Raw genomic sequence first — 26,377 nt, 5'->3', positions numbered from 1 at the left:
CGTGGACGCCACGACGGACGCCGATACGGGCGCCGAGAGGGGCGCGGGGGTTGAGTTCGTGCTCGACCCGGCCACCCTCGACGTGCACGCGGACTGTGAGCGGCTGCGGGAGCTGGGGCCGCTGGTCCGGGTGGAGATGGAGGGCGTGCACGCCTGGGCCGCCACCCGGCACGCGACCCTGGCCGCGGTCCTCGCCCACCCGGACCTGTCCAGGGACATCGCCTACTGGGACCCGGCAGGCCGGGCCGCCGTCCGCGACGGCACCGCGGTGCGCCGGATCACCTTCGACACGTCCATGCTGAACGCCGAGGGGGAGGAGCACCGGCGGCTGCGCGGCCCGATGGCCCGCGTCTTCAACGCCCGCCGGGTCGAGGAGCTGCGGCCGTGGGTGGCCAGGCTGGCCGCGGAGCGGGTGGACCACCTGGCCACGCTGCCGCCGGGGCCGGTGGACCTGCGCGAGCAGTTCGCCTACCCGATACCCAGGGACGTCATCACCGAGCTGATGGGCATCCCGCCGGCCATGCGGGCCCGGGTGCACGAGCTGACCGACGTGGCCGCCGGCGTCGGCGACACGCCGGTGGACGTCACCGAGGCGAGGAAGGTCCTGTACGGGATGGTCGCCGAGATCATCGAGGGCCTGCGCCGCACGCCGGGGCCCGGCCTGATCAGCGCACTCGTCCAGGAGGGCGAGCTGACCGGGAAGGAGCTGCTGGACACGGTCGAGCTGGTGTTCATCGCCGGGCACGTGACGACCGTCAACCTGCTCACCAACGGCGCCCGCGCCCTGCTGCGCGAGCCCGCCCAGCTCGCCCTCGCGCTCGCAGGCGAGCTGGCGTGGAGCGCCGTGGTGGAGGAGACCATGCGGTGGGACTCGCCGATCGCGCACTTCCCGATGCGGTACGCGGTCCGCGACCTGGAGATCGAGGGGGTACGGGTGCGCAAGGGGGAGGCGGTGGTCGCCTGCTTCGCCTCGGCCGGCCGCGACCCGGAGCGGTACGGGGCGCGGGCCTGCCGGTTCGACGCGGTGGCGGAGCAGCCCGGTCACCTGTCGTTCGGGCACGGCCGGCACTTCTGCCTGGGGGCGCCGCTGGCCAGGCTGGAGGGCGAGGTGGCGCTGGCCGCCCTGTTCGAGGCCTTCCCGGACATGCGGCTCGCCGGGCCCGACGCGGGCACCCGCCCGCTCGGATCCGTGCTCGGCAACAGCACGCGCAGCCTGCCGGTCCTGCTCGGCGAGCGCCGCACCTGAGAAGCGCGGCCCGCTCAGCCCGCAACCGAGGACCGCCACCGGAAGAAGGGCGCCCGCTCCGCCACGGCGGAGCGGGCCGCCTCAGGCCAGGGCGGTGAGGAGGCCGATCGTCAGGGCGGTGCGTTCCGGGATGTGGCCGACGAGGACGTGCTCGTGCCGGGCGTGCGCGCCGTCGCCGACCGCGCCGATGCCGTCGAGCACCGGCCGGCCCAGCCCGGAGACGAAGTTGCCGTCGCTGGCGCCGCCCACCGCGGCCTCCTCCAGCGTCCAGCCCTGCCCGGCGGCCACCGCCTGGGCCTCCTTGAACAGGCGCTGCGACGGCGGGTTCGGCGTCATCGGCGGCCGGTTCCAGCCGCCGGTCACCGACACCGTCACCCGCGGGTCCGCGGCGTCGAGGCCGGCGAACAGCTCGTCGACCCTGGCCATCTCCGCGAAGTCGCTCACCCGTACGTCCACCCCGCACGTCGCCAGGCCGGCGGCCACGTTGCGGCCGGAGCCGCCGCTGATCAGGCCGACGTTCACGGTCGTGCCACGCTCAGGCGCGGCCCCGGCGGCGATGCGGCTGACCAGCTCGGCCAGCGCGTGGATGGCGCTCGCGCCCGCCGCCGGGTCGAGCCCCGCGTGCGCCTCCACACCGGTCACCGTCACGTCGAACAGGCCCACCCCCTTGCGCGACGTCTTCAGCGCGCCCCGCAGCGACGCCTCGAACACGAGGGTGGCCAGCATCCCCTCGCTCGCGGCCTCGATGCGCGGCCGTGACGCCAGGCTGCCGATCTCCTCGTCACCGTTGAACAGGAACCGCACGCCCGGATGCGGCAACCCCAGCGCACGCAGCCCGCGCACCGCCCAGATCGCCTGCACCAGCCCCGTCTTCATGTCGAACACGCCGGGCCCGGTCATCCGCCCGTCCTCGATCGAGAACGGCCAGGCCGCCAGCGTGCCCCCGGGCCATACCGTGTCGTAGTGGCCGAGCAGCAGCACCTCACCCGGCGCGGTGCCCGCGTACCGCAGCTCCAGCACGTCCCCGTACTGTCCGCCGTCGTGCAGGGTCTCGCCCGCGGGCGGGCCGAGCCGCTCGGCGGTCAGCTCGCGGACGGCGCGCAGCCCGCGGACGAGCGCGGGCTTGTCGTGGCTGGGGGTCTCCAGCTCGACCAGCGCCCTGATGTCGTCCAGCATCGCGGGCAGCGCCTGCCGGGACCACTCCTCGATCGACATGGGGTTCCTTCCTTCAGAGGTGAGACCATCCAAGCGTGAAAGTCACCATGCCCGGCATCACGGTCGCCGACCACGTGTTCACCGTCCCCCTCGACCACGCCGACCCCGGCGGCCGGACCATCCAGGTGTTCGCCCGGGAGATCCGCGACCCGGCCGTCACCGGCGACCTGCCGTGGGCGCTGTTCCTCCAGGGCGGCCCCGGCGGCAGCTCGCCCAGGCCCACCGGCCCCGGCCACTGGCGGCCGCTGCTGCGCACCCACCGCGTGCTCCTGCTCGACCAGCGCGGCACCGGCCGCAGCACCCCGGTCTCGCCCGTCGGCACGGACGAGGAACTGGCGGCTTACCTGCGGCACTTCCGCGCCGACGCGATCGTGGACGACTGCGAGCACATCAGGAAGGCGCTCGGCGTCGAGAAGTGGGAGACGTGGGGGCAGAGCTACGGCGGCTTCATCACCCTCACCTACCTGTCCAGGGCGCCGGAAGGGCTCAGGGCGTGCCACGTCACCGGCGGGCTGCCCGGCCTCGACGCCACCGCCGACGACGTCTACGCCCGCACCTACGAGCGGGTCCGCGCCAAGGTCCGCCGCCACCACCTCCGCTATCCCGGGGACGAGGCCGCGGCCCGGCGCGTCGCCGAGCACCTGGCCGGGGAGGAGGTGCTGCTGCCCGACGGCGACCGGCTGACCGTGGAGCGCTTCCGTACCCTCGGCATGAAGCTCGGCATGGGCGACGGCTCGGAGCGCCTCCACTGGCAGCTCGCGGAGGCCTGGGACGGCGACCGGCTCGCCGACCCGTTCCTGTACGAGGTCATGACGGAGACCGGGTTCGTCGGCAACCCGCTCTACGCCGTGCTGCAGGAGATCATCTACGCCCAGGGCGCCGCCACCCGCTGGGCGGCCGAGCGGTTGTTCCCCGCCGACTTCGGCACGTTCGGCATGTTCACCGGCGAGATGGTCTATCCCTGGATGTTCGACGCGATCCGGTCCCTGCGGCCGTTCAAGGGCGCCGCCGAGCTGCTCGCCGCCGCCGGCGACTGGCCGCCGCTCTACGACCTGGACCGGCTGGCCGCCAACGAGGTGCCGGTCGCCGCCGTCGTCTACCACGACGACATGTTCGTGGACGCCGGGCTGTCGCTGGAGACCGCCGGGAGGGTCGGCAACCTGCGCGTGTGGGTGACCAACGAGTTCGAGCACGACGGGTTCCGCGTCGCCGCGGATCAGATCGTGCCCCGGCTCATGCGGATGGTGATCGACCCCCGTTAGCCTCACGCAGCGGCAGCCGCACCTCGAACCAGGTCTCGCCCGGCACCGAACGCACCTTGATCTCGCCGCCGTGCCGCCCCGCCACGATCCGGTACGAGATGTCGAGCCCCAGCCCGGTGCCCTGGCCGACGGACTTGGTGGTGAAGAACGGCTCGAAGATCCGATCCTTGATCTCCTCCGGCACGCCGTGGCCGGTGTCGCCGATCTCCACGATCGCCTCGTCCTCGTCGTACGCGGTGCGGATGGTCAGCGTGCCCTCGTCGTCCATGGCGTCGAGGGCGTTGTGGATCAGGTTGGTCCACACCTGGTTGAGCTCGCCGCCGTAGCAGGGCACCGGCGGCAGCGTCCGGTCGTAGTCGGTGACCACGGTGATGCCCGGCGGCAGCTTGCCGCGGAAGATCGCGATCGTGCTGTCGAGCAGGTCGTGCAGGTCGAGCACCTGGAACGGGGCCCGGTCCATCTGGGAGTACTCCTTGGCCGAGCGGATCAGCGTGGTGATCCGCTCGGTGGCCTCGGTGACCTCGTTGAGCATCTGCGAGATCTCCACCGCCTCCGACAGCCAGCGCAGCGCCGCCGGCGCGTGCTCCGCGCCGGCCTCGCGCCGCACCTTGTCGAGGTGTTCGGTGCCGAACCCGGCGCTGACCAGGGCGGGAGCCAGGTCCCACGCGTCCTCGACGCCGAGTTCGTCCAGCGCGTCGCCCAGCTCGTCCTCGGCGTCGGAGATCTCCAGCGGGCTGCGGGAGGGCAGCTTGCCGACCGCCTCCATGCACGCCTCCTGCATCTCGATGAGCGCGCGCAGCCGCTCGGGCGGGATGCCGTTCTCGGCGAGCTGGGCCAGCTCCACCCGCGACGACCTGACGAGTGAGCGCAGCTCGCTCACCGCGCGGACCGCGGCCGCCGCCGGGTTGTTCAGCTCGTGGGTGAGCCCGGCCGTGATGGTGCCGAGCGCGGTGAGCCGCTGCCGCCTGTCGATCATCTCGCGCTGCATGCGCCCGCCGGACTGCAGCCCGTCGAGCAGGTGCATCGCCATCGGGAACCACTCGGTCACGATGTAGGCGAACTTCTTGGCCGGGAGCACGAACAGCCGCGACGGCGCGGTGGCCCGCAGCGTGTGCTGGTAGGTCTGCGGCGCCCGGTCGCCCAGGTAGGCGGAGGTGGCGCCGCCGTAGACGCCGGGCTGCGAGGTGCGGGGCATGGCGACGGTGCCGGCGCTGACGGTCTCGGAGATCATCTGCACCTCGCCCTCCATCAGCACCACGAAGCAGTCGGCCGGCTCGCCCTGGCACACGACGTCCTCGTCCTGCTCGGCGGTCGTCATCCGGCCGCTGGTGGCGAGCTTGGTGAGCTGCTCGTCGGTCAGCCGCTCGAACAGGAAGAGCTTGCGCAGTTCGTCGATGTCGACTGTGTCTGTCACTGCTTCTCCAAATAGCGGTGTACGAGCGCGACGGCCATCGCGCCCTCCCCGACGGCGGAGGCCACCCTCTTGATCGACTCGGCGCGCACGTCACCGGCCGCGAGCACCCCCGGCACGTTCGTCTCCAGGAAGTAGGGCTGGCGGCGCAGCGTCCAGTTGCGCGGCCGCTGCCCGCCCTGCACCAGGTCGGGCCCGGTGAGCACGAACCCCTTCTCGTCACGCTCGACCGTGTCGTCCAGCCACGAGGTGTACGGCTGCGCGCCGATGAACACGAACAGCCACTGCGCGTCGACGACGCGCTCCTGGCCCCCGCTCGACAGGGTCAGGTGCTGCAGGTGCCCGTCGCCCTTGCCGCCGGTCACCCGCGTCTCCAGGTGGACCTCGATGTTGGGGACCGCCTGGATCTGCTCGATGAGGTAGTGGGACATGGACTTCTCCAGACCGTCACCTCTCACCAACAGATGCACGGTCCTGGCGAATCCCGACAGGTAGACGGCCGCCTGGCCGGCCGAGTTGGCGGCGCCCACGATGTAGACGTCCTGACCGCGGCACGACGGCGCCTCCGTCAGCGCCGCCCCGTAGAAGACGCCCCGGCCGACGAAGTCGTCCAGGCCGGGCGCGTCGAGGCGGCGGTAGGCGACGCCGGTGGCCAGGATGACCGCGTGCGCGGCGATCTCGCCGCCGTCCTCGAAGCCGACCACCCGCGCCTGCCCGCGCGGCTCCAGGCGGGTCACCCTGCGCGTGGTCAGCAGCTCGGCGCCGAACCGCAGCGCCTGCCTGCGGGCCCGGTCGGCGAGCTGCTGCCCGGACACCCCGTCGGGGAAGCCCAGGTAGTTCTCGATGCGCGAGCTCTGGCCCGCCTGCCCGCCCGAGGCGTGCGCCTCCACCAGCACCGTGCGCAGCCCTTCGGAGGCGCCGTAGACGGCCGCGCCCAGCCCGGCCGGGCCGCCGCCTACCACGATCAGGTCGTAGAAGTCGGTGGCCGGCGTGGTCGACAGGCCGACCGTCGAGGCCAGTGTGGACTGGTCGGGCGCCTGCAGCATCGACCCGTCGGCGGTGACCACCAGCGGCAGGTGGCAGTCGTCGCCGGCCGCCGCGACGAGCTGCGCGCCCTCCGGGTCCTCGGCCAGCATCCACTGGTAGGGCACGTGGTTGCGGGCGAGGAACTCACGCACCTTGTAGGACGGCCGGGACCAGCGGTCGCCCACCACCCGCAGCTCCGCCACCTCCACCCGGTCGGTGCGCTGCCAGGCGTCGAGCTGGCCGTCGATCACCGGGTAGAACTTCTCCTCGGGCGGGTCCCACGGCTTGAGCAGGTAGTGATCGAGGTCGACCACGTTGATGGCCTGGATCGCCGCGTCGGTGTCGGCGTAGGCCGTCAGCAGCACCCGCCGGGCGTACGGGTACATGTCCATCGCCGCTTCGAGGAACTCCACCCCGTTCATCTGCGGCATGCGGTAGTCGGCGAGGATGGCGCAGACCTCGTCACCCCGCAGCCGCATCTCACGGACCGCTTCCAGCCCCTGCACGGCCGTCTCGGCGCGGACGATCCTGTAGTGCTGCCCGTAACGGCGCCGGAGGTCGCGAGCGACGGCCCTCGACACCCCCGGGTCGTCGTCGACCGTCACGATGACCGGCTTGTCCATGCCCCTGCCTTCCATTTGTCCCCTATGTGCAGGATGCCTTCTTTCCCGCCCGTCGGGTCAAGCGATGACGCGGCTTTCGCCGCCGTCCACCAGCAGCGAGATCCCGTTGACGAACGAGGCGCGCTCGCTGGCGAGGAACGCCACCACGTCGCCGACCTCCTCGGCCCGGCCGACGCGCCCCAGCGGCACGTTCGCCCCCCGCTCCGCCAGCCCTTCCACGCCGCCGGACAGGTCACGCAGCCGGTCGGTGTCGATGGGCCCCGGCATCACGTTGTTGACCAGCACGCCGTCGCCGCCCACCTCGCGGGCGAGGGTGCGCACCATGCCGGCCACGGCCGAGCGGGTGGCGTTCGACAGGGCCAGCCCGTCGATGGCCTCCCTGGCCGACCTGCTGGTCACGGTGACGATCCGGCCCCAGCCGCGGGCGCGCATCTCCGGCAGCGCGGCCCGCATCAGCCGTACGGTGCCGAGCAGGTTGCGCTGCACCGCCACGTCCCATTCGGCCGCGGTCACGTCCACGAACCGGCCCGGGGGCGGCCCGCCCGCGTTGGCGACCAGGATGTCGATCGGCCCGAGGACGTCGCGCGTCTCGCGTACCAGCCGCTCGGCCGACTGCGGGTCCTCCACGTCGGCGAGCACGGCGTGCACCACCTTGCCGTACTCCTGCAGCTCCACCACCGCGTCGGCGAGGCGTTCCGGGTTGCGCGCGGCGACGCACACGTCACAGCCCTCCCGCGCGAGGCTCTTGGCGGCGGCGAGCCCGATGCCCGCGCTGCCGCCCGTGACGAGTGCGACCTTGCCTGAGATACCGAGATCCATGACTGGACTATAGAGCCGGACGGACTCTCACATCGGCGGGCGCACGCGGGTGAGTTTGTCCGGATTGAGCACTCCGTACATCGTGCGGACCCGGCCGTCGCGCACGTCCACCGCGAGCAGCTGCATGTGGTCGCCCAGCAGGCTCCAGAGCACGGGCTGGCCGTTGGCCGAGCCGATCGCGGCCCTGCCGTACGGGTAGCGCGTCCACAGCCCGGCCAGGAAGCGCACCACCTTGTCGCGGCCGACCACCGGGCGCAGCGCGGAGCGGACCTTGCCGCCGCCGTCGCCGTAGAACACCACGTCGTCGTGGAGCAGCTCCGCGAGCGCTTCCAGCTCGCCTTCCGCGGCCGCCGCGATGAACCGGTTGAACAGCTCGGCGTGCTCCTCCGGCGACGGCCGGAACCGGTCGCGCCCCTCGGCCAGCCGGCGGGTGGCGCGGTGGTGCAGCTGGCGCGCGTTCGCGACGGACACGCCGATGATCTCGCGGATCTGGTCGTACGGCAGCTCGAACGCCTCCCGCAGCACGAACACCGCGCGCTCGGGCGGCGACAGGCGCTCCATCATGTGCAGGGTCGCGAATGACACCGTGTCGCGTAGCTCGGCCGTGTCCATCGGCCCGGCGTCGCCGTCCGCGACCGGCTCGGGGAGCCACGGGCCGGTGTAGGCCTCCCGCTTCACCCGGGCCGAGCGCAACTGGTCGAGCGCCAGCCGTGACACCACGGTGATCAGGAACGCCCGCGGCTCACGCACGTCCTCCCGGTCCGTCGCCGACCAGCGCAACCACGCGTCCTGGACCACGTCCTCGGCGTCCCACATGCTGCCCAGCAGGCGGTAGGCCAGCCCGATCAGCATGGGACGGTAGGCCTCGAAGTCGTCCACCGTCATGCCGCGCAGCGTACCCGTCATGGACCGCCGCTCCTCCGCCGGGCGCATCCGCTTCGCCGGCGAGCGGAGCCGGATGTGGCGGGGCACCGGGTGGAAAACCCGGGGCGGGCGTGATGAGCTTGGCGGGTGGCACGCAATCTGATCCTGTCAGGAGGCCCGTTCCACGACTTCGACGCGACCTCGGCGGCGCTCGCCGAGGTGCTCGCGGAGGTGGGGGTCGAGTCGGAGGTCACCGAAGACATCGCCGGCGCGCTGAGCGAGCCGCCGGAGGTCCAGCTCATCACCGTCAACGCGCTGCGCTGGCAGATGGACCTCGACCGGTTCGCCGATCTGCGCGACCGGTGGCGCTTCACGCTCCCCGCCCAGGCCCGCACCACCCTGCTCGACCACCTGGAGCAGGGCGGCGGCCTGCTGTGCATGCACGCCGCGGCCATCTGCTTCGACGACTGGCAGGGCTGGCCGCGCGTCCTGGGAGGCTGCTGGGCCTGGCCCAAGTCCCACCACCCGCCGCTCGGCTGGACCGGCGTGCGCGTCCACGGCGGCCACCCGGTCGTGGAGGGCCTGCGCGACTTCGACGTCGTGGACGAGGTCTACAGCGACCTCGACCTGCTGCCCGACGTGCGGCCGCTGGCCTCGTCCAACGGCCAGCCGCTCATGTGGGCCCGCCCGGTCCGGCGCGGCCGGGTCTTCTACGACGCGCTCGGCCACGACACCCGCGCCTACGACAACGAGGTCCACCGGACACTGCTGCAACGTGCCGCGCTCTGGCTGCTGAAACGGCCGGTCACGGTCCGAGACTAAAAACGTCACACCCGCCTGCGATCGTGGGCGGGTGAACCAACTCGTGGAACGCGTCGACGAACAGGACGATGTGCTCGGCGTGGCCGACCGCGCGGAGGCCGCCAGGCGGGGCTGGCTGCACCGCGTCGCCACCTCGATCTGCCGTGACGAGGAGGGCCGGATCCTCGTCTTCCGCCGCTCCGACCGCGCCGACCGCTTCCCCGGCTACTACGACGTGACGGTGGGCGGGGCCGTCACCCCAGGGGAGTCCTACGAGCAGGCGGCGGCGCGCGGGCTGGCCGAGCAGCTGGGCGCGCGGGTGCCGGTGCGGCCCGTGGTCAGGTTCCTGTGCCGGGGCGTGTCCGGCTCCTACTGGCTGGGGGTGCACGAGGCCGTCCTGGCGGGGGAGCCGCGGCCCGACCCCGAGCGGGTGCCGTGGCACGGGTGGATGAGCGAGGGCGAGCTGCGGCTGGCCGTCTGGCGCTGGCCGTTCACCCCCGACGGCCAGGACGCCTTCACCCGCTATCTCGCCCTAGCCCGCCGCTGACTCCTTCAGGAAGCCCGCGAGGGCCGCCGCCAGCTCGGCGGGCGCGTCCTCGGCCAGGTGGTGCCCGCCCTCCACGGCGTGGCCCCGCACGTCGTCCGCCCACGAGCGCCACACCCCGACCGGGTCGCCGTACAACTCCTCCATGTCGTCGCGGGTCGCCCAGAGCACCAGCACCGGGCAGCCGATCCTGCGGCCCGCCGCCCGGTCGGCGTCGTCGGCGGCGCGGTCCGGGCCGAGCCCGGCCCGGTAGTCCTCACACATCGCGTGCACGGTCGCGGGGTCGTGGATGGCGCGGCGATAGTCCTCGTACGCCTCCGCGCCCATCTGCTCGGGACCGGAGCCGTACCACGCGTCCGGGTCGGCGTTGATCACCCGCTCGGCGGGCTTGGCCGTCTGACCGAGGAAGAACCAGTGCCACCAGCGCGCCGCGAACTCCGCGTCGCAGCGGGCCAGCGCCTCGCCGATGGGGACTGCGTCCATGATCACCAGGTGCGTCACCGCGTCCGGGTGGTCGGCGGCCAGCCGGTGCGCCACGTAGGCGCCCCGGTCGTGGCCGGCCACGGCGAACCGGTCGTGGCCCAGCGCGCGCATGAGGGCGACCAGGTCCCGTGCCATGGCGCGCTTGGAGTAGGGCTCGTGGCCCGGAGTGGTCTGCGGCTTGGACGAGCGCCCGTACCCCCGCAGATCAGGACAGACCACCGTGTGGCGGGCGGCGAGCAGGGGAGCCGTCCGGTGCCAGGTGGCGTGCGTCCTGGGGTGGCCGTGCAGGAGCAGCAGCGGCGGCCCGTCGCCGCCGTGCCTGACGTACAGCTCCGCCTCGCCGGTGTCCACGCGGCTCTCCGCGAATCCGTCGAACATCCGGCCCGCTCTACCCGGCGGCGGGCCCGGGATGCGTCAGGGACAGCCCTGCCCACCCGGCACGTGGCCGGACAGGTCCTCCAACCGGGTCAGCACGATGCGCTGGAGCGCGTCGACGAACCGCTCACGCTCGCCGGGTTCGAGGTCGGAGAGCAGGTCGTCCTCGACCGCCCTGATCTCGGCGGAGGCGGCCTCGCAGGCCTCGCGGCCGGCGTCGGTCGGGTCGACCAGCCGAGCCCGCCGGTCGCGCGGGTCGGGGCGGCGGCGCACCAGGCCCGACGACTCCAGCTCGTCCAGGATGGCCACCAGCTTCGTCTTGTCCACCGGCACGGCGGCGGCCAGCGCGAGCTGGGTGCGGGCCGGGCCGCTCACGACCTCGACCAGGACCGTGTAGCCCCACAGGCTCATGCCGTGGCGGGCGGCGATCCGCTCCTCGATGCCGTGCAGGCCGATCTTGAGCCGGGCGGCCAGCCAGTGCAGGTCTCGCCGGAGCGGGCTGCCCATCTGACCACACATACCGCAAAGCGTATCAGCGGCAAATAATTTGCCTTTGAGACGATTTATGATTGCATCTATCTCGTACGCCAACGAATCGGTCCGAACGAGAGGAGCAGGCATGGACACCGGCCTGCGAGAGCGCGTCGTCCTGGTGACCGGAGGGTCGTCCGGCATCGGCGCCGCCACCGCCGTGGCCTTCGCCCGTGAAGGCGCGAAGGTCGCGATCACGTACCGGAAGGGGGAAGAGGCGGCCCGCGCGGTCGCGGCGGCGATCACGGAGGCGGGCGGCGAGCCGTTCGTCACCCCGATGGACCTGGAGGACCTGCCGTCGGCGCGGCGCGCCGTGGACGCCGTGCTGGCGCGCTGGGGGCGGGTGGACGTGCTCGTGGCCAACGCCGTCCGCTGGGGCGGCGACGCGCCCGACCCGACGGTCCGGTTCGAGGACGTGCCGGTCGAGGAGTGGCTGGCCATGGTCGGCGCCAACCTGGTGGGCGCCGCGGCCGCCGTGCGGGGCGTGCTGCCCGGCATGCGCGCCCGCGGCTGGGGGCGGATTGTGCTGATCTCCTCGGGTGTCGCGGAGGAGGGCCTGCCCGGTCCCGGTCCGTACGGGACCGCCAAGGCGGGGCTGCACGGGATGGCCCGCGCGCTGGCGTGGGAGGGCGGGCGCGACGGCATCCTGGTCAACGTGGTCGCGCCCGGCTTCACGCTGACCGAGAAGGCTTCCGGATTCCCCCGGAAGATCATCGACGAGCTGGCGGCCGGCGTGCCGACGCGGCGGCTGTCGGATCCGGAGGACGTGGCCAGGCTCGTGGTCTTCCTCGGCTCGGCGGCCAACGGCAACCTGACGGGCGAGCTGGTCCGCGAGGGGTCGTCGGCCGCCCGCGCGCCTCACGTGGGCTGATCGGGCCCCTCGGGCGTGAAGCGGCGGGCCGACTCCGACTCCTGTGCGAGGCGGCGCAGCGCCTCCAGTGCCCGCCCGTACAGGACCGTGCCGAGCACCAGCGCCTCGACGGCGGTGTCACGGTCGTCGCTCGCCGGGATGGCGTCGAGCTCCACCTCCCGCACCAGCCGCTCCGCCATCTCGGCGTACCTGCGGATGTCGTCGCCCATGCCGAGCCGGCGCATCCTGGCCATGGTCTGGGTCAGTTCGTTCCTGCCCGGCGCCTCGGCGTTCACCTGCCAGCCGAGGTCGGTGATGAGCGCGTCCACCTCGGCCTTCGCGGCCTCCCACTCGGGCGTCGGCTCCGGCTCGACCTGAGGGCTCAGCGCGTAGTGGGCGGTGCCCAGCATGTGGTGGAAGGGCAGCGACTCGTCCTCGATCGCGGCCACCACCTTCTTGACGGCCGCGATCGGCAGCCTGCCGACCTCCACCATGGCCCTGATCAGGCGGAGCCTGCGCAGGTGGGACTCGTCGTATTCGGCGCGGGTGGCGGCCACCTGCTCGCCCTGGTGGAGCAGCCCCTCGCGCAGGTAGTACTTGATCGTGGGTATGGCGACGCCGGACCTGGCGCTCAGCTCGGACATCCGCATCTGTTGGATAGTAGCACTATCCATGCCGTGCTAGATGCCGGGCCGCTCCCAGTAGATCGTGCACCTCCGCCTGCCGGTTCCACAACAGCACGATCTCGATCGGCGGCACATCCTCCGCGATCGGCACGAACGCCAGCGACTCCGGCACCGGCGTCCCTTCCCGCACACACAACGTGTATCCGGCGCCGTCGGCCACCATGGCGATCACCAGCTCGTGCGTCGAACCCGAAGCTCCCAGCCGGGGATGCAGCCGGTGCCGCACGAACGCCTCCAGGAACCGCCGCGCCCCCGCCACCGCCTCCGACTCCGGCATCACCAGCGGCTCCGCCGCCAGCGCGGCCAGCGGCAGCCGCCCACGCGACGCGAGCCGATGGTCGCGGGGAAGCAGGGCGCGCACGGGGGAGCGATGCACGAGCATGCGCGCCACCCCACGCGGCAGCGAGCCCGGCGCGTACCCGAGCCCCGCCTGAAGCGTTCCATCCATCAGCGAGACGAGCTGCTCCGCCGTGCCCATCGGCGCGACCCGCAGCGGCGCGTCCGGCAGCGGCGACAGCAGCCGCGCCACCACGTCGCCCAGCCCGTCCGCCACCCCCAGCCGGGTGCACTGATCCGTGCGCCGCGCGGCCGCCACCGCCCGCTCGAACGCCGCCACCGCCACCGTCGCCTGCGCCAGGAACGCCTCCCCGGCCACGGTGAGCCGGACCCCGCTGGAGGACCGGGTGAACAGCTCCACCCCGATCTCCTTCTCCAGCGTCCTGAGCTGCTCCGACAGCGTGGGCTGGGCGATGTGCAGGACGGCCGCGGCCCGGCGCAGGCTCCCGGCGCGGGCGATCGTGATCGCGTACCTGATGTGCCGCAGATCCATCAGATCTTCCCGAGGGGACCGGCGCCTTCAGGCGACGGGGGAATCGGGAGCGGGAGGGCCGCCAGGGCCCGAGCGTGCCCTGACCTGCCAGGCCCGTGCATCACCGTTCTCCTTCCCGGGCTTTGTCGGCGCCAGCCGCTATCGTGGTGCTGTCGTTACCGAACGTGACGAGGGGTGGGGTGTGCGCAGGTCGTTCGAATTCCTGCTCCGCCCCACCACCAAGCAGACGGCAGCGCTGGCGGCGTGCCTGGAAGACCACCGGCAGCTCTACAACGCCGCGCTGGAGCACCGCCGCACCGCCTACGCCAAAGCAGGAGTGAGCGTCCGCTACGGCGACCAGTCCGCCGAGCTGAAGCACATCCGGGGTGACGACATCGGCGGGCAGGGCCGCTGGTCGTTCTCCTCCCAGCAGGCCACGCTGCGACGCCTCGACAAGGCGTTCCGCGCGTTCTTCGACCGCGTCAAGACGGGACGGACGCCGGGCTTCCCCCGGTTCAAGGGGCGCGGACGGTTCGACACGGCGCAGTGGCCGAAGGACGGCGACGGCTGCCGCTGGGACTCCCAGCCCGGGCACCCCACCGCGACCTACGTCCGGCTGCAGGGCATCGGACACGTCCGGGTGCATCAGCACCGCCCGGTCAAGGGCCGGGTGAAGACGATCGCGGTGAAGCGGGAAGGCAACCGCTGGTACGTGGTGCTGTCGTGTGACGACGTGCCCGCCGGACCGCTGCCCGCCACGGGCGCGGCGGCCGGGATCGACATGGGCGTGACCTCGCTCGTGACCACATCCGACGGGGAGCACGTCGCCAACCCGCGTCACCTGGCCGTCACCGCCGGACGCCTCGCGACGGCGCAGCGGGACCTCGCCCGCAAGAAGCGGGGCTCCCGGCGGCGGCATAAGGCCGTGGCCCGCGTCGCGGCGCTGCACGGCAAGGTCCGCCGTCAGCGCCTCGATCACGCGCACAAGGCCGCGCTCGTCCTGGTCCGCGCCTACGACGTGATCGTGCACGAGGACCTGCGGATCGCGAACATGACCCGGTCGGCGTCCGGCACGATCGAGGCTCCCGGCCGGAACGTCGCTCAGAAGGCCGGTCTCAACCGTTCGATTCTGGATGCGGGTTGGGGGGTGTTCCTGACGATCCTGTCGCACAAGGCTGAAAGCGCCGGTCGAGAGCTGATCGCGGTGAACCCCGCCGGCACCTCCCGCACGTGCTCGCGTTGCGGGCACGTGGCGAAGGAGAACCGCGTCACCCAGGCCGCGTTCGCTTGTACGGCGTGCGGGCATGCCGCGCACGCCGACGTGAACGCGGCGGTCAACATCGTGAGGGCAGGGCTTGCCCTTCGCCAGGCTGCGGAAGCGGCTTAGCGAGAAGCCGCTCCCTTCAGGGAACGGAGGAGTCACCGGACACCTCGCCAGTCAGATGATCGCACCTCTGTCTTACAGAACCCGGCAGCGGGTGTGAAGACCCGGAGTCGATTGCGGAAGGGTGAAATGGTGCCTCGCTCGCCGACATGTAGGGGATGTCCTGACAATTCCTGGAGATGAGGGGGCCGACCATGGGGACCGCCCGTGGATGACGACCGGAGGCGCCGGTTCGAGGCCGTGTACCAGCAGACCTACGAGCAGATACTCGGCTACGCCGTACGGCGCTGCGCCACTCCCGAGGACGCCGCCGACGTGGTGGCCGAGACGTTCGCCACCGCCTGGCGGCGCGTCGACTCCCTGCCGCGCGGCGACGAGGCCAGGTTGTGGCTGTACGGGGTCGCCAGGAACGTGCTCGCCAACCACCGCCGGGGCCAGGCGCACCGGCAGTCGAGACTGGCGACGCTGACCGCCGACATCGCCGACGTCTACACCCGCTCACCGGAGGGCGCCGCCGAACGGGACGTGATCGCGCGGGCGTTCGCCGGCCTGCCCGACGCCGACCGTGAACTGCTGGCGCTGGTCGCCTGGGAAGGGCTGGACCACGGCCAGATCGCCACCGTCCTGGACATCTCCCGCAACGCCGTCCGGATCCGCCTGCACCGGGCACGCAAGCGCCTTTCCCAAGCGCTGGAAGACGACGGAATCACCGCCAACCGATTCGCCGTGGAGCCGACATGAACGAACTGCAAGGGCTCGCCCGCGTCCGTGACGAGGACCTGGCGGGCCGATCCACCGGGCCGGCGGCCCGAGCCCTCTTCGACGCGATCCTCACCGCCGAGCCTCCGTCCCCGGCGAGGACGCGCCGGCCGAGGCGCCGCCTGCTCCTCGGGCTCGCGGTCGCCGCCGCGTTCACGTCGGCCCTCGTCGTCGGCCCCACCCTGGTGGCCGGCCAGCACGGCGCGACCTCGTACGCCAACGCGGCGATGCACATCGAACTGCGGGACGGCCTCTGGGTCGCCAGGGTGAAGGACCCGCACGCCGACTGGGCTCTGTACGAGGAGGCGTTCCGCGCGGTGGGGGTCGACGTGACGCTGGAGATCGTGCCGGCCGCACCCGACCACGTGGGCCATCACCTCGGTGGGGGAAGGTCCGTAATGACGTCGGGAGGTCCCAACACCCTGGTCACCGGCATCGAGCCGGACGGCTGCCTGATCGGGGAGGAAGGCTGCCATCTGGTCATCAAGGTGGACGAGAACCTGAGCGGCCGCGCCTACATCAGGCTCGGCCGGGCGGCCAAGCCCGGTGAGGTGTACAAGTCGCACGGCACCGCCACCAAGGCGGGCGGGATGCTGAGCGGCTTCCGGGTGGACGAGCGGCCCGTGAGCGTGGTGCGGAAGGAAGCGGAGCGGCGCGGTCTCCAGGTGGTCTACCAGATCATCGAGCCGAACCGGGGCGGCCAGGGATTCGGCCTCGATCCTGACGACCAGTCGCTTCCCGTCGGCGACGACTGGATCGTCTGGGACGCCGAACCGCACGCCGACGGCGTGGTCCGGCTCATCGTGTCGGAGGAACGCGTGCCCCTCAACCCCCTCTACGGCGGCCCCAAGCCCCGCGAACTGACGAGCGGCCGGTAACGCGCACAGCTATGCCCCTGGCTCTCAAGGCACTCGGAGTCGGGGGCTTTCCGCTGCGGCCGTAAGCATCTATTGTCCCGGCTCAGGACGGTGGCCGGACGGGACGAACTGCTCGGCCTGATGGAAATCCCCGTCATCCGCACCGCCTACCTTTCTTGGAAGGTGCCGGAAATCCAGGAACGGCCGTTCAGGAGCGTGATGTTCACAAGATGGAGCCGGCCGGTACTGGCCGGATTATGCTGCGCGACCCTGATGTCGTGCGGCTTCCTCGACCAGGACCGAGGTGAACCTCGGCACCGCTACTCCGACATCACGGAGTTCGGCCACGTCGTCGCCAACGCCTTCCGGATCACCCACCCCGAATATTCGCTGACGCGCGCCGACTGGGCATGGGAACGCGAGGAGGGCGAGATGGCCGTCGAACTGGGCATCGAGCCGCTCCTCGGCCCCGAAACCGGCGCCTCCGCGAATTTCCTCATCCGCCAGGACAGCGACTCAGGACGCCTCTACTACACGGAACCCTATGGCCGCGCGCATCTGCAGGTCGAGAACGTTCTTCATGAACTCGACACGCTGCCTGACACCACCGCGTTGACCATGACGCTTCGCCGCCTCGGAAGGTCCGGAGCCGAGACCGTACCGGCGAAGAAGGAAGTCGACGAGGTGCTGAAAGAGATCGGCCGGACAAAGGATGTGACCGCGGTCGTCGAATGGAAGAAACCTATGACCGCTGAGGACGTCCGGAGCAGGAAACATCTGCATTTCGACAACGCGATTCTCGCGCCTCCCACTCGGCGCGACCCGATCGTCTACTGGGACTACAGCCCGAGGCCGTACTGCCAGAGCTGTCAGGGTAGCTCCGACAGGATGACGCAGAGCTTCGAGGCCTGGGTGAACCGCCTGGAGCCATCTGACGAGCCGGCGCTGCGTCACTTCGGCTTGAGCCTCGACCGGCTCAGAAAGGCGGCCAGTGGAAAGTCGTACGGCTACATCGAGCAGGACGCGAACCCGGTTCTTCTGCGTAAGCTGCTGAAGCTGAACCATGTCAAGACCATGTACATCGTGCGGACCCGGGATCACTGCGAAGACGATGAACACGGCGAATGCGTTCCCGCCGCCTGGCCCAAGGACGACGACCAGCTTTACGGCTGAAGAAGGACTCGGGTGGCCTGTGAAACTTTCACCGTAATGTCGCAAATTTCGACCGGAAGCCCTGCCTCTCTTCCCAGGTGACCATGAACAGCGTTCCCAAGGACGCCCTTGAAGTGGCATTTAGCGGCTGACCGGATCGGCCGCATCGACGCGCCGTGCTGGACCGGCCTGCGACGCCCTCCTAATCTCCGGGCACCTGGCACTTCCGAAACGGAGAGGTGTGAATTGACCGTACGCTCGAAAGGACGTCGTCTGGCGGCGTCGATCGCCGCCGCCCTCGCGGCCCTGGCCGTCGCACTCCTGCCGATCAGCCCCGCACACGCGGCATACGGCCCGGACCAGCCAGTCTACGTGCAGCTCAACGCGACCGGCGGCTACGGGGCGCTGGCCCTGCTGGACGGCACGGTGGCGTTCGACGACGGGAACACGAAGTACCGCTACGCGCTGCGCCTGTGCTGGCAGAGCGCCTACCCCGCGCCCTACTTCCAGATCATCGTCAACGGCGCGAACTCGACATGGCCCGTGGAGTCCGGCACCACGACCGCTCCCGGGTGCCAGCGGGTCTTCCTGTACAACGCCGAGGTGCAGTTCGGCGGCACCGTGAGCAACGTCCGCTTCGACGTGACCGGAGGCTGGTTCAGCAGCAGCGGATACATGATGCGCACCAGGAGCAGCATCACGTACGACAACCCCTTCAACTGACCACCGCGTCCCCAGGCGCGCTATGACGCCGACAAGGGCGTCCCTGCTCATCGCCGGGACGCCCTTGATCTTGACGGACGCCTTTTCCAGGGTCTATTCATGAACGGCCTGATCCGGAAACCACTTTTGGTCCGGAGGTCGGAGCTTATGGCAAGGACCAGCTACAAGTCGTACGGCTGACAGGGATTGACGTGGAGATTGGAATTTCGCTGATTCTTCTGGCGATCGTGTTCGTGGTCATGCCTTTGGCAGTGCTGCTATGGCTCCTGTATCGGGCAGTTCGTCCCTCCGGCGGTCCTGGTGGGTGCCGTTCCGGAACGAGCCATGATCTCCCCACTCAGAGCAAGGAGAGATGACACTATGTGACTATGCGCCCATCCCGAGCGAGATCCTTCAACACCGCGGGCCCATGCGACCCCCAGCTCCACTACATGCTGCCGCCCACTCCGCGGCTTCCCGAGGCGCGAGCGCTGATCGAGATGGACCGGTACTTCGTGGTCCACGCGCCCCGGCAGACCGGTAAGACGACCGCGCTGGAAGCCCTGGCGTCCGAACTGACCGCCGAGGGCGACATCGCCGCCCTGATGTTCTCCTGCGAGCGTGCCAAGTCGGCCGGTGACGACTACGCGGCTGCGGAGGAGATCCTGCTGAAGTCCCTTCGCCAGGCCGCCGAGTGGTCGGGATGGCCGGAGGAGCTGCTGCCGCCGGATTCTTGCCCGCAGGCTCCGGCGGGCACCAGGTTCGATTCGGCGCTGACCGAGTGGTGCCGCCGCAGCCCGCGCCGGGTGGTGCTGCTCATGGACGAGATCGACGGCCTGCAGGGCAACAGCATGGTCAGCATTCTCAGTCAGCTCCGTGACGGCCACAACTCGCGGCCGAAAGGGCGTCCGTTCCCCGCGTCCGTGGTGCTGTGCGGGCTGCGCGACGTGCGTGACTACAAGGTCGCCTGCGGCGGCGACGCCGACCGGTCGAACCCGATCAGCCCGTTCAACATCGTCACCAAGTCCCTGCGCCTGGGCGACTTCACCGCCGGCCAGATCGGCGAGCTGTACGGTCAGCACACGGAGGCGACCGGGCAGGAGTTCACCGAGGACGCCGTGGGCAGGGTCTTCGAGCTGACGCAAGGACAGCCATGGCTGGTCAACGCCCTCGCCCACGAGATCATCATCGAGATGGGGGTGACCGGCGCCGTCACCGCCGGGCAGGTGGACGAGGCCAAGGAGCGGTTGATAAGGGCGCGCGCCACCCATCTCGACGCGCTAGTGGCCCGGCTGCACGAGCCCCGGGTCAAGCGGGTGATGGAGCCCGTGGTGGCCGGATCGTTCCCCGAGGTCGACCCCACCTTCTCCGACGCGCTGTCGTACGTCCGCGACCTGGGCCTGGTCAAGCAGAAGCCCCCGCTGGAGGTGGCGAACCCGATCTACCGGGAGGTCGTCCTGCGGGTGCTGGGCGACCCGGCGGAACAGTACGTGATGGCCGATCCGCGCAGTTTCGTCATGCGAGACGGCCGTTTCGACCTGGAGCGCCTCCTGCGAGAGTTCGTCGTGTTCTGGCGCGAGCACGGCGAGGTGCTCATCCAGCAGGAGAACTACCACGAAGCCGCCTGTCAGATCATCCTCATGGCGTATCTGCACCGGCTGGTCAACGGCGGCGGCCAGCTCGACCGGGAGTACGCCGCAGGCACCAAACGTCTGGACGTGCTGGTCCGCTGGCCTTACGCCGGGCCGGATGGGGAGCGGCTGGTTCAGCGGGAGGCCCTGGAGCTGAAGGTCTGGAGGGCCGGCAAGGAAGACCCGCTGGCCGAGGGGCTCGCCCAGCTCGACGGCTACCTGGACCGCCTCAGCCTCACCACCGGCGTACTGGTGATCTTCGACCGGCGGCCCGAGGCCCCGCCGTGGAACCAACGAGGCGCGTTCGACCTCGCGACCACGCCATCCGGCCGCCAGGTCACGGTTCTCCGCGCATAGCGAAGTACGTGGCTCAGGCGGGCCCGGCTCTCTCCACAGACAACCGATGCGGTGTCTGGGTGGATTTATTCACCACTGATCGCGGCTGTATGACTACACGCTGAGGGCAATCTGGATAAGGAAATCCGAATTACCGATTACTCAGAAAATCTTGCCCGTTGGGGTTTCGTTCGAGACCCCAAGAGGGTTACAGGTTTTATATCAATATTATTTGTGATCCATGTCATATTGATCATGGTGTTGTTCCGTCTGATGATCAAGGTCGACAAGCCAAACTCACTCCCGATTGAGGTTGTTTGTGAACGAGTTAGGCAACAGACCCCGCATCATCAGCAAACCCAAACGAAGGCTCGCGGCCGCAACGGTGCTCACGGTGGCAGCATCGTTGCTGGTCGCAGGCCCGATCAGACAGGCCGTGGCCGACCCCGAGCCACAGAGCGCGAAGGCAACAGGCCCCGCGGTCACCACGTTCCCGCGCCCCGAGGACCCGGACGCGGCCCTCCGCGCCGCGGTGGAGCAGGCGCGCAAGGACAACAAGCCCGTCGCCGTCGAGGATGCCTTCACCGAGACCTCCCGGACGTGGGCGTACCCGGACGGTCACCTGACCACCGAGTCCTACTCCGGCCCCACCCAGCTCAGGCAGGGCGACGGCTCGTGGGCCTGGATCGACCCGTCCCTGGTCGAGCAGAACGGCGTGCTCAGGCCCAAGCTGGCCAAGGCCAGAGTGCGCCTGTCCACGGGCGGGTCCGGCCCGTTCGCGACCATGATCCTCAGCAGGGACCGCTCGTTCGGTCTCTCCTGGCCCACGTCACTGCCCAAGCCGACCATCAAGGGCAACGTGGCAACCTACCCAGGCGTCGCCGGCCCGTCGGGGGACCTGGTCGTGACGGCGCTCCCGACCGGATTCCGGCACGACATCGTGCTCCGTGAGCGCCCCGCCGACGCGGTGGAGTTCCGCATCCCGGTGCAGGCCAAGGGACTCGAGCTCTCGGTGACCAAGGCCGGCGGGCTCAAGCTGAAAGGCGACAACGGCAAGAAGGTCGCCTCCGCCCCGGCACCGCTGATGTGGGACGCCGCCGCCGATGAGCCCACCGCGGCCAAGCCGGGCCGGCAGAAGAAGATCGAGACCAGCGTGGAGTCCAAGGACGGCACCACCACGCTGGTGCTGAAGCCGGACGCGGCCTGGCTGGCCGACCCCGCGACGCAGTATCCGGTCACCGTCGATCCCACCACCACACTGGGGATCACCCAAGAGACCGGCATCGTGTCCCCGAACGGGCAGCGGTCGCCGGGCTCGGTGGGCAGGATGCAGTATTCCACCACCGAGCAGGCCACTCGCACCCTGATGGCCTTCGACACCGCCCCGATCGCCGGGAAGCAGGTGACCAACGCCACCATGCAGTTGCAGCTGCGCGAGGACGTGTACAACTGCAGCGAGTTCCAAGGCATCGCGGCCCAGCGGATCACCGAGTCCTGGGTGGCCGACGACACCTACTGGAGCAACCAGCCCACCAGCACCGAAGAAGGCCGCGCCTCGATCGACCCCTGCGCGCTGCCCGGCACCAGCGGCGCGATCTGGAGCTGGAACCTCACCGCGATGACGCGGCTGTGGGCCACCGGCACACCCAATCACGGCCTGCTGCTCAAACTGACCCAGGAGACCTCGACCCCGCCCAACTACAGCGAGGACTTCCTGTTCTGGCCGCAGTTCTTCAATCAGGGCGTGCTGCCGAAGCTGAGCGTGGACTGGGTGCTGCCGCCGGCGATCCCCACCGTGACCGCCGAGTCGATCGACTCGATGGACGGCAACGACGCGATCGCCCGCAGCACCAACGTCAAGGTGACCTACAAGTCCAGCGTGCCCGAGGCGACGCCGCTGAACTACACGGTGACGGTCAACGACTCCACCATGGCCCCGCCGGCCGCCGAACTGCCCGCGGGTGAGGCCGCGTACTGGAAACTCGACGAGGCTTCCGGCACGGCCTTGACCGACTCCTCCGGCAACAACCGCAACGCCGCCCTGACCGGCGCGCACACCCGCACGCCGGGGCAGCTCGGACAGGCGGTGACGTTCACCGGAGGCCACGCCGCGACCAGCGGCCCGGTCATCAACACCAACCAGAGCTTCACGGCGAGCGCCTGGGTGCGCCTGGACAACAGCACGCAAGAGCAGAACGTGCTGTCCCAGATGGGCACTCATTTGCCCGGGTTCACGCTTTCCTACCAGACGTCCACGGCTCCGGAGTACGATCAGCGCTGGGTGCTGTCCATGATCAACCAGGACATCCCGGACAGCATCCACGAGACCGTCATCCAGTCGGAGCACCTTGCCAAGATCGGCGAGTGGACGCACGTGGCCGCCCAGTATGACAAGGACGCAGGCAAGATCCGCCTGTACGTGGACGGTGTGCTGGCCGGCGAGCGGGACCACACCGTCGGCTGGAACGCCCGAGGCGCCTTCGAGATCGGCCGCTCACGTCTTCTCGGCGGAAGCCTCAAGGGGTCGCTGGACGACATCCACGTCTACCAGCGGGCGCTCAGCGCGAACGAGCTCCGCGCACTGGTCGGCGTGCCCGGCACCACCTCGCACAACAACATCCCGTCCGGGCAGGCGCTGGACAAGGTCTTCACGCTGGACAACCCGGCCAGCTTCAAGTTCGTGGTCAAGGCCTGCCGGGCCGGCATCAACCCGCCGTCGTGCAACGAGAGCCCTGCGTACCGCATCACCAGTGACGCTCCCGTGCTCCCGTCGGACACCGAGACCGGCATGGCCGACCCGACCCAGCCGATCCTGTCGGGCATGGTCAACAGGCCAGGGGGAGGCCCGGTCACGGCCAAGTACTACCTGTACGACAGCACCGGCGCTCCCGTCGGCTCCGCGCCATTGGGCAGCCGTACCGTAAGCGGCGGCGAACGCGCCTCCTTCCAGATCCCAGCCAACACAGTGCAGCCCGGCAGCACCTACAAGTGGCAGATGACCGCCTGCGTAACCGCCCCGCAAAGCGAGGAACCGCCGCCCGATCCTGACCCCGACCCGACACCTACTCCCGATCCCACGCCTACTCCCGACCCGACGCCCACTCCCGATCCCACGCCGACACCGACTCCGACGCCCACACCGTCAGGTCTGGTCGCCGCCTACGGAATGAACGAAGGCAGCGGCACCACCGTCAACGACGTGACGGGCACCAACCACGGCACTGCCACTGACACCTCGTGGGTCACCGGCAAGTACGGCAAGGGTCTGTCCTTCGATGGTCTCTTCGGCCTCGTCACCGTCGACCACAACGCCTCGCTCCGACTCGGCTCCAACATGACGCTCTCGGCCTGGGTCAAGCCGTCCAGCGTTGACGACTGGTACGCCGTCATGGGCAAGGATTACGAGACACTCGACGACCTCTCCTACGCCCTGTACGCCTCCGACGGCTTCACTCCTCTCGGCTGGTTGACAACCCAGGGCCAGTCCAAGGAGGTGGCCGGCACCAGCCCGCTCCAGGTGAACACCTGGAGCCACCTCGCCGTCACCTACAACGGCACCAGGGCACGCCTCTACCTCAACGGCAATCAAATCGGTGACGAGCCCGTCTCCGGAGCCATTCAGGACGACGGCGGCGACTTCCACATCGGCGGGAACACCATCTACGGCGAGTTCTTCGACGGCGTCATCGACGAAGTCCGCGTCTACAACCGCGCCCAGACGGCCGCCGAAATCACGGCCGATATGAACACCCCGCTTGCCGGAACAGCTAGCGCGGGCAGTACACAAAAGGCGACGGCCGGCGCGCCAACAGTCAACGAGTCTGGATCAGGCAGCGAGGTCTGTACGTCCAAGACCGCTCTGGTCACCTTCACCACGCCTGGTACCCCGCCACCACCTCCAGTTGAGGACGTCCGCAGCCTGACGTTGAGTAAGGACAACTTCGTCATCAAGAGCGCTAAAACCGATCCTGCTGCATGTGGTGGGTCACCTTGCATGGTGGCGGACTCGACCATCATGCGGATTGGTGGCACAGGAGTAGAGAAGACCGCAGCATTAATTGGGTTTAAGTTAGATGAGCTCCCCAATGGTGCAGGCGTGTCGGATGGCGTCCTTCGCCTTGGTGCACCAACTTGCCCATCTGGTACTTGCCCGTCGGATGGCGTAATCACTGCGACGCCCCTGAAGACTCCGGTGACTAGCGAGAGCAAGGGATCTGAGTTAGTGGCCGACGTTGACACTAGCGTTGTGCCGTACATGCTGCCCGTGAGTGACCCGCAATCTGATATCGCTGGTAGCGAGTATCAATGGCTTATGCTCACCTCTAACAAGGATGAGTTCATCACGTTTGCAGATGAGGCGGCTAGTAGCCAGCCGGAGCTGGCCCTCACGTATATCCCGGCGAGGCCGCCTGGGAAGGTGCTCAACCTGACCGTCCAGGCAGGTGATGCAAGCGTCATCGCGAGCTGGGGACTTCCCGAGAACAATGGGAGTCTCGCGCTATCGGATGGCTATGATATCGAGGTCAGCGATAGTAGCGGCCAACTCGTGAAGAATATCCAAGCAAAGGATCCCTTTGTCTCTGTCGATGGCTTGTCCAACGGGGAAGCATATACAGTCAGAGTGCGCGCAAAGTCAGTATTCGGAGCGAGCGACTGGGAGACTATTTCGGTCACTCCCGAGGCGGTTCCCCGCCCACCAGCGGTAAGGTGTACCCTCGAAGATTTTTCGTCAATTCAGAAAGATTCCGCAACGGCGGAATCGGGTGCACAGGACTACGTTGAACGGGTCAAACGGTATTATCAGGCGCAGGACGTTGTCCTAGAGAATCGGGCAGAAACGATTTGGGACGCGCCGGGGGTAACCTTCGATGCCCCGAGTACAGCCAAGCTCTCGCTCTTGAATGAGCAACTCATCAATGAACGTAAGAGTCTGGCGCAAACCCATCATGTCAGAACGAATTCAAATGTCACGCTGAAGAACGTGTCCGTCCATATCGACGACGCGACAGGTGCAGTGCGCGTTCTCGCTGAGGTGGAACGGGCGTGGACACCTCAAGCTACCTCAACCGAGGACGCTGCCGCTTTGGCTGCGGCTAACGCAGATACTCCGGGCCAAGTCGAACCCGACCCATCCACTATTTCAATTCATGTCTTCGACCGCTGCGGAAACATGTCAGAAATTCAGGCACCAAACCCCGCATATGAGGACGCGTCCGACGCGAGCGACAGTTGCTCGCCGGAAGATCCTTGCGCTGCTGGTGGTGCGGCTGTACCGAAGTCAACTGCATGCATCTCCTATGTATTCATGGAGTACTGCGAGAAGACGGACAGACTCGTTAAGGGGTGGGAGCTTCACACCGTGATGAGGTCGTACTGGGACGAGAAACCGGTAGCAGGGGGCGGCCTTCCCTACAACCAGAGATGGAACATCACCGCCTATCAGGACTATGTGCGAATCTATCCGATACGTCCTACGAGTAAGACGGACGGCAAGGATAGTCCGTTCGGGCGAGCTCTCTACAAGCATGCGAGAATCTCTAAACTCGGTTCCGCATGTTTCGTTAACCGCGAGACCACGAATGAAGCAAATATCGGTGCGAGTATGTCCATTCAGCCTCTTCAAGCAGGCGTTAGTGTAGGACTTAAGCTCGACCAAGCCGTCGGCGAGAAATGCTCCAAATTCAGCGCAAAGCATGATAAGCGACCCGCCGAGGCGAAAATCGATGATCGCTTCACTGATATAGAAGTTGAATGTCAGGCCGGCTGGCTTGATAGATGTGATATCACCCGCTACAGGCACACGCTGCAGTCGGAGGCGTATCTGAACTTCAAGTATAAAGTGAGGGAAGACCCGAAAACCAAAGAGCCTATATATGAGGAGTATTATGAGAAGATTCGACACACGTTGCGTTGTAAGATAGGTAGAGGGCAGGAGGCGCCACTTAAACCGCCGAGGCATATTCCTTATGCCTGTACAAGGAGTAGCACCAAGGGGCTGTGAGTTTCCGATTG

At 69.1% G+C, this 26,377-nt stretch carries 21 protein-coding genes; 12 read left to right on the top strand and 9 right to left on the bottom strand.

All coding sequences use genetic code 11. From position 1 onward, the window contains the following. Position 1 precedes the first annotated feature (1 nt). On the top strand, positions 2–1,246 hold the full coding sequence (locus ACIBF7_RS24520; protein ID WP_397198228.1) for a cytochrome P450: 1,245 nt from the start codon (positions 2–4) through the stop codon (positions 1,244–1,246). A gap of 81 nt (positions 1,247–1,327) precedes the next feature. Here ACIBF7_RS24520 and ACIBF7_RS24515 read toward each other — a convergent pair whose 3' ends face one another. After that, entirely contained in the window at positions 1,328–2,461 is a 1,134-nt protein-coding gene (locus ACIBF7_RS24515; RefSeq protein ID WP_397198227.1) for a M20 family metallopeptidase, read from the bottom strand. A gap of 35 nt (positions 2,462–2,496) precedes the next feature. On the opposite strand from ACIBF7_RS24515, the gene ACIBF7_RS24510 reads away from it, so the two are divergent. Continuing rightward, positions 2,497–3,723 carry an alpha/beta hydrolase gene (locus ACIBF7_RS24510; protein WP_261808773.1) on the top strand — a complete coding sequence of 409 codons (1,227 nt, stop codon included), beginning with the start codon at positions 2,497–2,499 and terminating at the stop codon, positions 3,721–3,723. On the opposite strand, the gene ACIBF7_RS24505 is transcribed toward ACIBF7_RS24510, so the two are convergent. Genes ACIBF7_RS24505 through ACIBF7_RS24490 form a run of 4 tightly spaced genes read right to left on the bottom strand, consistent with a single transcriptional unit; the run spans position 3,695 to position 8,508 of the window. Further along, positions 3,695–5,137, bottom strand: coding sequence for an ATP-binding protein (locus ACIBF7_RS24505; RefSeq protein WP_148033675.1), 1,443 nt, complete (start codon positions 5,135–5,137; stop codon positions 3,695–3,697). The two genes, ACIBF7_RS24510 and ACIBF7_RS24505, sit on opposite strands and share 29 nt — an antisense overlap. Beyond that, complete coding sequence (locus ACIBF7_RS24500) at positions 5,134–6,783, bottom strand: FAD-dependent oxidoreductase (RefSeq protein WP_148033674.1); 1,650 nt, start codon at positions 6,781–6,783, stop codon at positions 5,134–5,136. Before ACIBF7_RS24500 ends, ACIBF7_RS24505 begins: the two co-directional genes overlap by 4 nt. A gap of 57 nt (positions 6,784–6,840) precedes the next feature. Continuing rightward, positions 6,841–7,602, bottom strand: coding sequence for an SDR family NAD(P)-dependent oxidoreductase (locus ACIBF7_RS24495; protein WP_148033673.1), 762 nt, complete (start codon positions 7,600–7,602; stop codon positions 6,841–6,843). A 27-nt stretch (positions 7,603–7,629) separates the two neighbouring features. After that, positions 7,630–8,508: an RNA polymerase sigma-70 factor gene (locus ACIBF7_RS24490; RefSeq protein ID WP_261808772.1), complete on the bottom strand. Its 879-nt coding sequence runs from the start codon at positions 8,506–8,508 to the stop codon at positions 7,630–7,632. A gap of 105 nt (positions 8,509–8,613) precedes the next feature. Here ACIBF7_RS24490 and ACIBF7_RS24485 point away from each other — a divergent pair, with 105 nt between their 5' ends. Both ACIBF7_RS24485 and ACIBF7_RS24480 read left to right on the top strand, forming a co-directional pair. Continuing rightward, positions 8,614–9,288, top strand: coding sequence for a ThuA domain-containing protein (locus ACIBF7_RS24485; protein WP_271276017.1), 675 nt, complete (start codon positions 8,614–8,616; stop codon positions 9,286–9,288). A 31-nt stretch (positions 9,289–9,319) separates the two neighbouring features. Next, a complete protein-coding gene (locus ACIBF7_RS24480; RefSeq protein WP_148033670.1) occupies positions 9,320–9,814 on the top strand; it encodes an NUDIX hydrolase in 495 nt (164 codons plus the stop codon). Here ACIBF7_RS24480 and ACIBF7_RS24475 read toward each other — a convergent pair. After that, positions 9,800–10,672 carry an alpha/beta hydrolase gene (locus ACIBF7_RS24475; RefSeq protein WP_397198226.1) on the bottom strand — a complete coding sequence of 291 codons (873 nt, stop codon included), beginning with the start codon at positions 10,670–10,672 and terminating at the stop codon, positions 9,800–9,802. The genes ACIBF7_RS24480 and ACIBF7_RS24475 overlap by 15 nt on opposite strands. A gap of 36 nt (positions 10,673–10,708) precedes the next feature. After that, positions 10,709–11,188: a MarR family winged helix-turn-helix transcriptional regulator gene (locus ACIBF7_RS24470; protein WP_397198225.1), complete on the bottom strand. Its 480-nt coding sequence runs from the start codon at positions 11,186–11,188 to the stop codon at positions 10,709–10,711. 100 nt (positions 11,189–11,288) lie between these two features. Between ACIBF7_RS24470 and ACIBF7_RS24465 the strand changes: the two genes are divergently transcribed. Then, on the top strand, positions 11,289–12,071 hold the full coding sequence (locus tag ACIBF7_RS24465; protein ID WP_148033667.1) for an SDR family NAD(P)-dependent oxidoreductase: 783 nt from the start codon (positions 11,289–11,291) through the stop codon (positions 12,069–12,071). Here the strand turns inward: ACIBF7_RS24465 and ACIBF7_RS24460 are convergent. Further along, the gene (locus tag ACIBF7_RS24460) at positions 12,059–12,700 is read right to left on the bottom strand and encodes a MerR family transcriptional regulator (protein WP_397198224.1); all 642 of its coding nucleotides are present in this window, start codon (positions 12,698–12,700) and stop codon (positions 12,059–12,061) included. The two genes, ACIBF7_RS24465 and ACIBF7_RS24460, sit on opposite strands and share 13 nt — an antisense overlap. A 16-nt stretch (positions 12,701–12,716) precedes the next feature. After that, positions 12,717–13,565, bottom strand: coding sequence for a LysR family transcriptional regulator (locus ACIBF7_RS24455; RefSeq protein ID WP_397198223.1), 849 nt, complete (start codon positions 13,563–13,565; stop codon positions 12,717–12,719). 181 nt (positions 13,566–13,746) lie between these two features. On the opposite strand from ACIBF7_RS24455, the gene ACIBF7_RS24450 reads away from it, so the two are divergent. From ACIBF7_RS24450 to ACIBF7_RS24420, 7 genes are all read left to right on the top strand, one after another. Then, positions 13,747–14,931, top strand: a complete 1,185-nt coding sequence (locus tag ACIBF7_RS24450) for an RNA-guided endonuclease InsQ/TnpB family protein (protein ID WP_397198222.1) — start codon at positions 13,747–13,749, stop codon at positions 14,929–14,931. 204 nt (positions 14,932–15,135) lie between these two features. Beyond that, on the top strand, positions 15,136–15,669 hold the full coding sequence (locus tag ACIBF7_RS24445; RefSeq protein WP_148033664.1) for an RNA polymerase sigma factor: 534 nt from the start codon (positions 15,136–15,138) through the stop codon (positions 15,667–15,669). Next, a complete protein-coding gene (locus tag ACIBF7_RS24440) occupies positions 15,666–16,565 on the top strand; it encodes a hypothetical protein (protein ID WP_271276011.1) in 900 nt (299 codons plus the stop codon). Before ACIBF7_RS24445 ends, ACIBF7_RS24440 begins: the two co-directional genes overlap by 4 nt. A 90-nt stretch (positions 16,566–16,655) precedes the next feature. After that, positions 16,656–17,717: a hypothetical protein gene (locus tag ACIBF7_RS24435; RefSeq protein ID WP_271276010.1), complete on the top strand. Its 1,062-nt coding sequence runs from the start codon at positions 16,656–16,658 to the stop codon at positions 17,715–17,717. A 225-nt stretch (positions 17,718–17,942) separates the two neighbouring features. Further along, positions 17,943–18,419, top strand: coding sequence for a hypothetical protein (locus tag ACIBF7_RS24430; protein ID WP_148033661.1), 477 nt, complete (start codon positions 17,943–17,945; stop codon positions 18,417–18,419). Positions 18,420–18,787: 368 nt separating this feature from the next. Continuing rightward, the gene (locus tag ACIBF7_RS24425; RefSeq protein WP_397198221.1) at positions 18,788–20,386 is read left to right on the top strand and encodes an AAA family ATPase; all 1,599 of its coding nucleotides are present in this window, start codon (positions 18,788–18,790) and stop codon (positions 20,384–20,386) included. A gap of 298 nt (positions 20,387–20,684) precedes the next feature. After that, positions 20,685–26,366 carry a LamG-like jellyroll fold domain-containing protein gene (locus tag ACIBF7_RS24420; RefSeq protein ID WP_397198220.1) on the top strand — a complete coding sequence of 1,894 codons (5,682 nt, stop codon included), beginning with the start codon at positions 20,685–20,687 and terminating at the stop codon, positions 26,364–26,366. The last annotated feature ends 11 nt before the right edge of the window (positions 26,367–26,377 follow it).

The organism is Nonomuraea sp. NPDC050478, assembly GCF_044458265.1.
GTDB classification, from domain to species: Bacteria; Actinomycetota; Actinomycetes; order Streptosporangiales; family Streptosporangiaceae; genus Nonomuraea; species Nonomuraea ferruginea.
Note: the sequence above shows the minus strand (reverse complement) of the source record. Positions and strands in the feature narration are given on the sequence as shown.

Excerpts from the sequence above, each read along its gene's own strand:
- ACIBF7_RS24470 (WP_397198225.1), bottom strand. The coding sequence starts at position 11,188 with ATGTGTGGTCAGATGGGCAGCCCGCTCCGGCGAGACCTGCACTGGCTG.
- ACIBF7_RS24440 (WP_271276011.1), top strand. The coding sequence starts at position 15,666 with ATGAACGAACTGCAAGGGCTCGCCCGCGTCCGTGACGAGGACCTGGCG.
- ACIBF7_RS24500 (WP_148033674.1), bottom strand. The coding sequence starts at position 6,783 with ATGGACAAGCCGGTCATCGTGACGGTCGACGACGACCCGGGGGTGTCG.
- ACIBF7_RS24465 (WP_148033667.1), top strand. The coding sequence starts at position 11,289 with ATGGACACCGGCCTGCGAGAGCGCGTCGTCCTGGTGACCGGAGGGTCG.
- ACIBF7_RS24495 (WP_148033673.1), bottom strand. The coding sequence starts at position 7,602 with ATGGATCTCGGTATCTCAGGCAAGGTCGCACTCGTCACGGGCGGCAGC.
- ACIBF7_RS24425 (WP_397198221.1), top strand. The coding sequence starts at position 18,788 with ATGCGCCCATCCCGAGCGAGATCCTTCAACACCGCGGGCCCATGCGAC.
- ACIBF7_RS24515 (WP_397198227.1), bottom strand. The coding sequence starts at position 2,461 with ATGTCGATCGAGGAGTGGTCCCGGCAGGCGCTGCCCGCGATGCTGGAC.
- ACIBF7_RS24455 (WP_397198223.1), bottom strand. The coding sequence starts at position 13,565 with ATGGATCTGCGGCACATCAGGTACGCGATCACGATCGCCCGCGCCGGG.
- ACIBF7_RS24490 (WP_261808772.1), bottom strand. The coding sequence starts at position 8,508 with ATGACGGGTACGCTGCGCGGCATGACGGTGGACGACTTCGAGGCCTAC.
- ACIBF7_RS24475 (WP_397198226.1), bottom strand. The coding sequence starts at position 10,672 with ATGTTCGACGGATTCGCGGAGAGCCGCGTGGACACCGGCGAGGCGGAG.
- ACIBF7_RS24460 (WP_397198224.1), bottom strand. The coding sequence starts at position 12,700 with ATGCGGATGTCCGAGCTGAGCGCCAGGTCCGGCGTCGCCATACCCACG.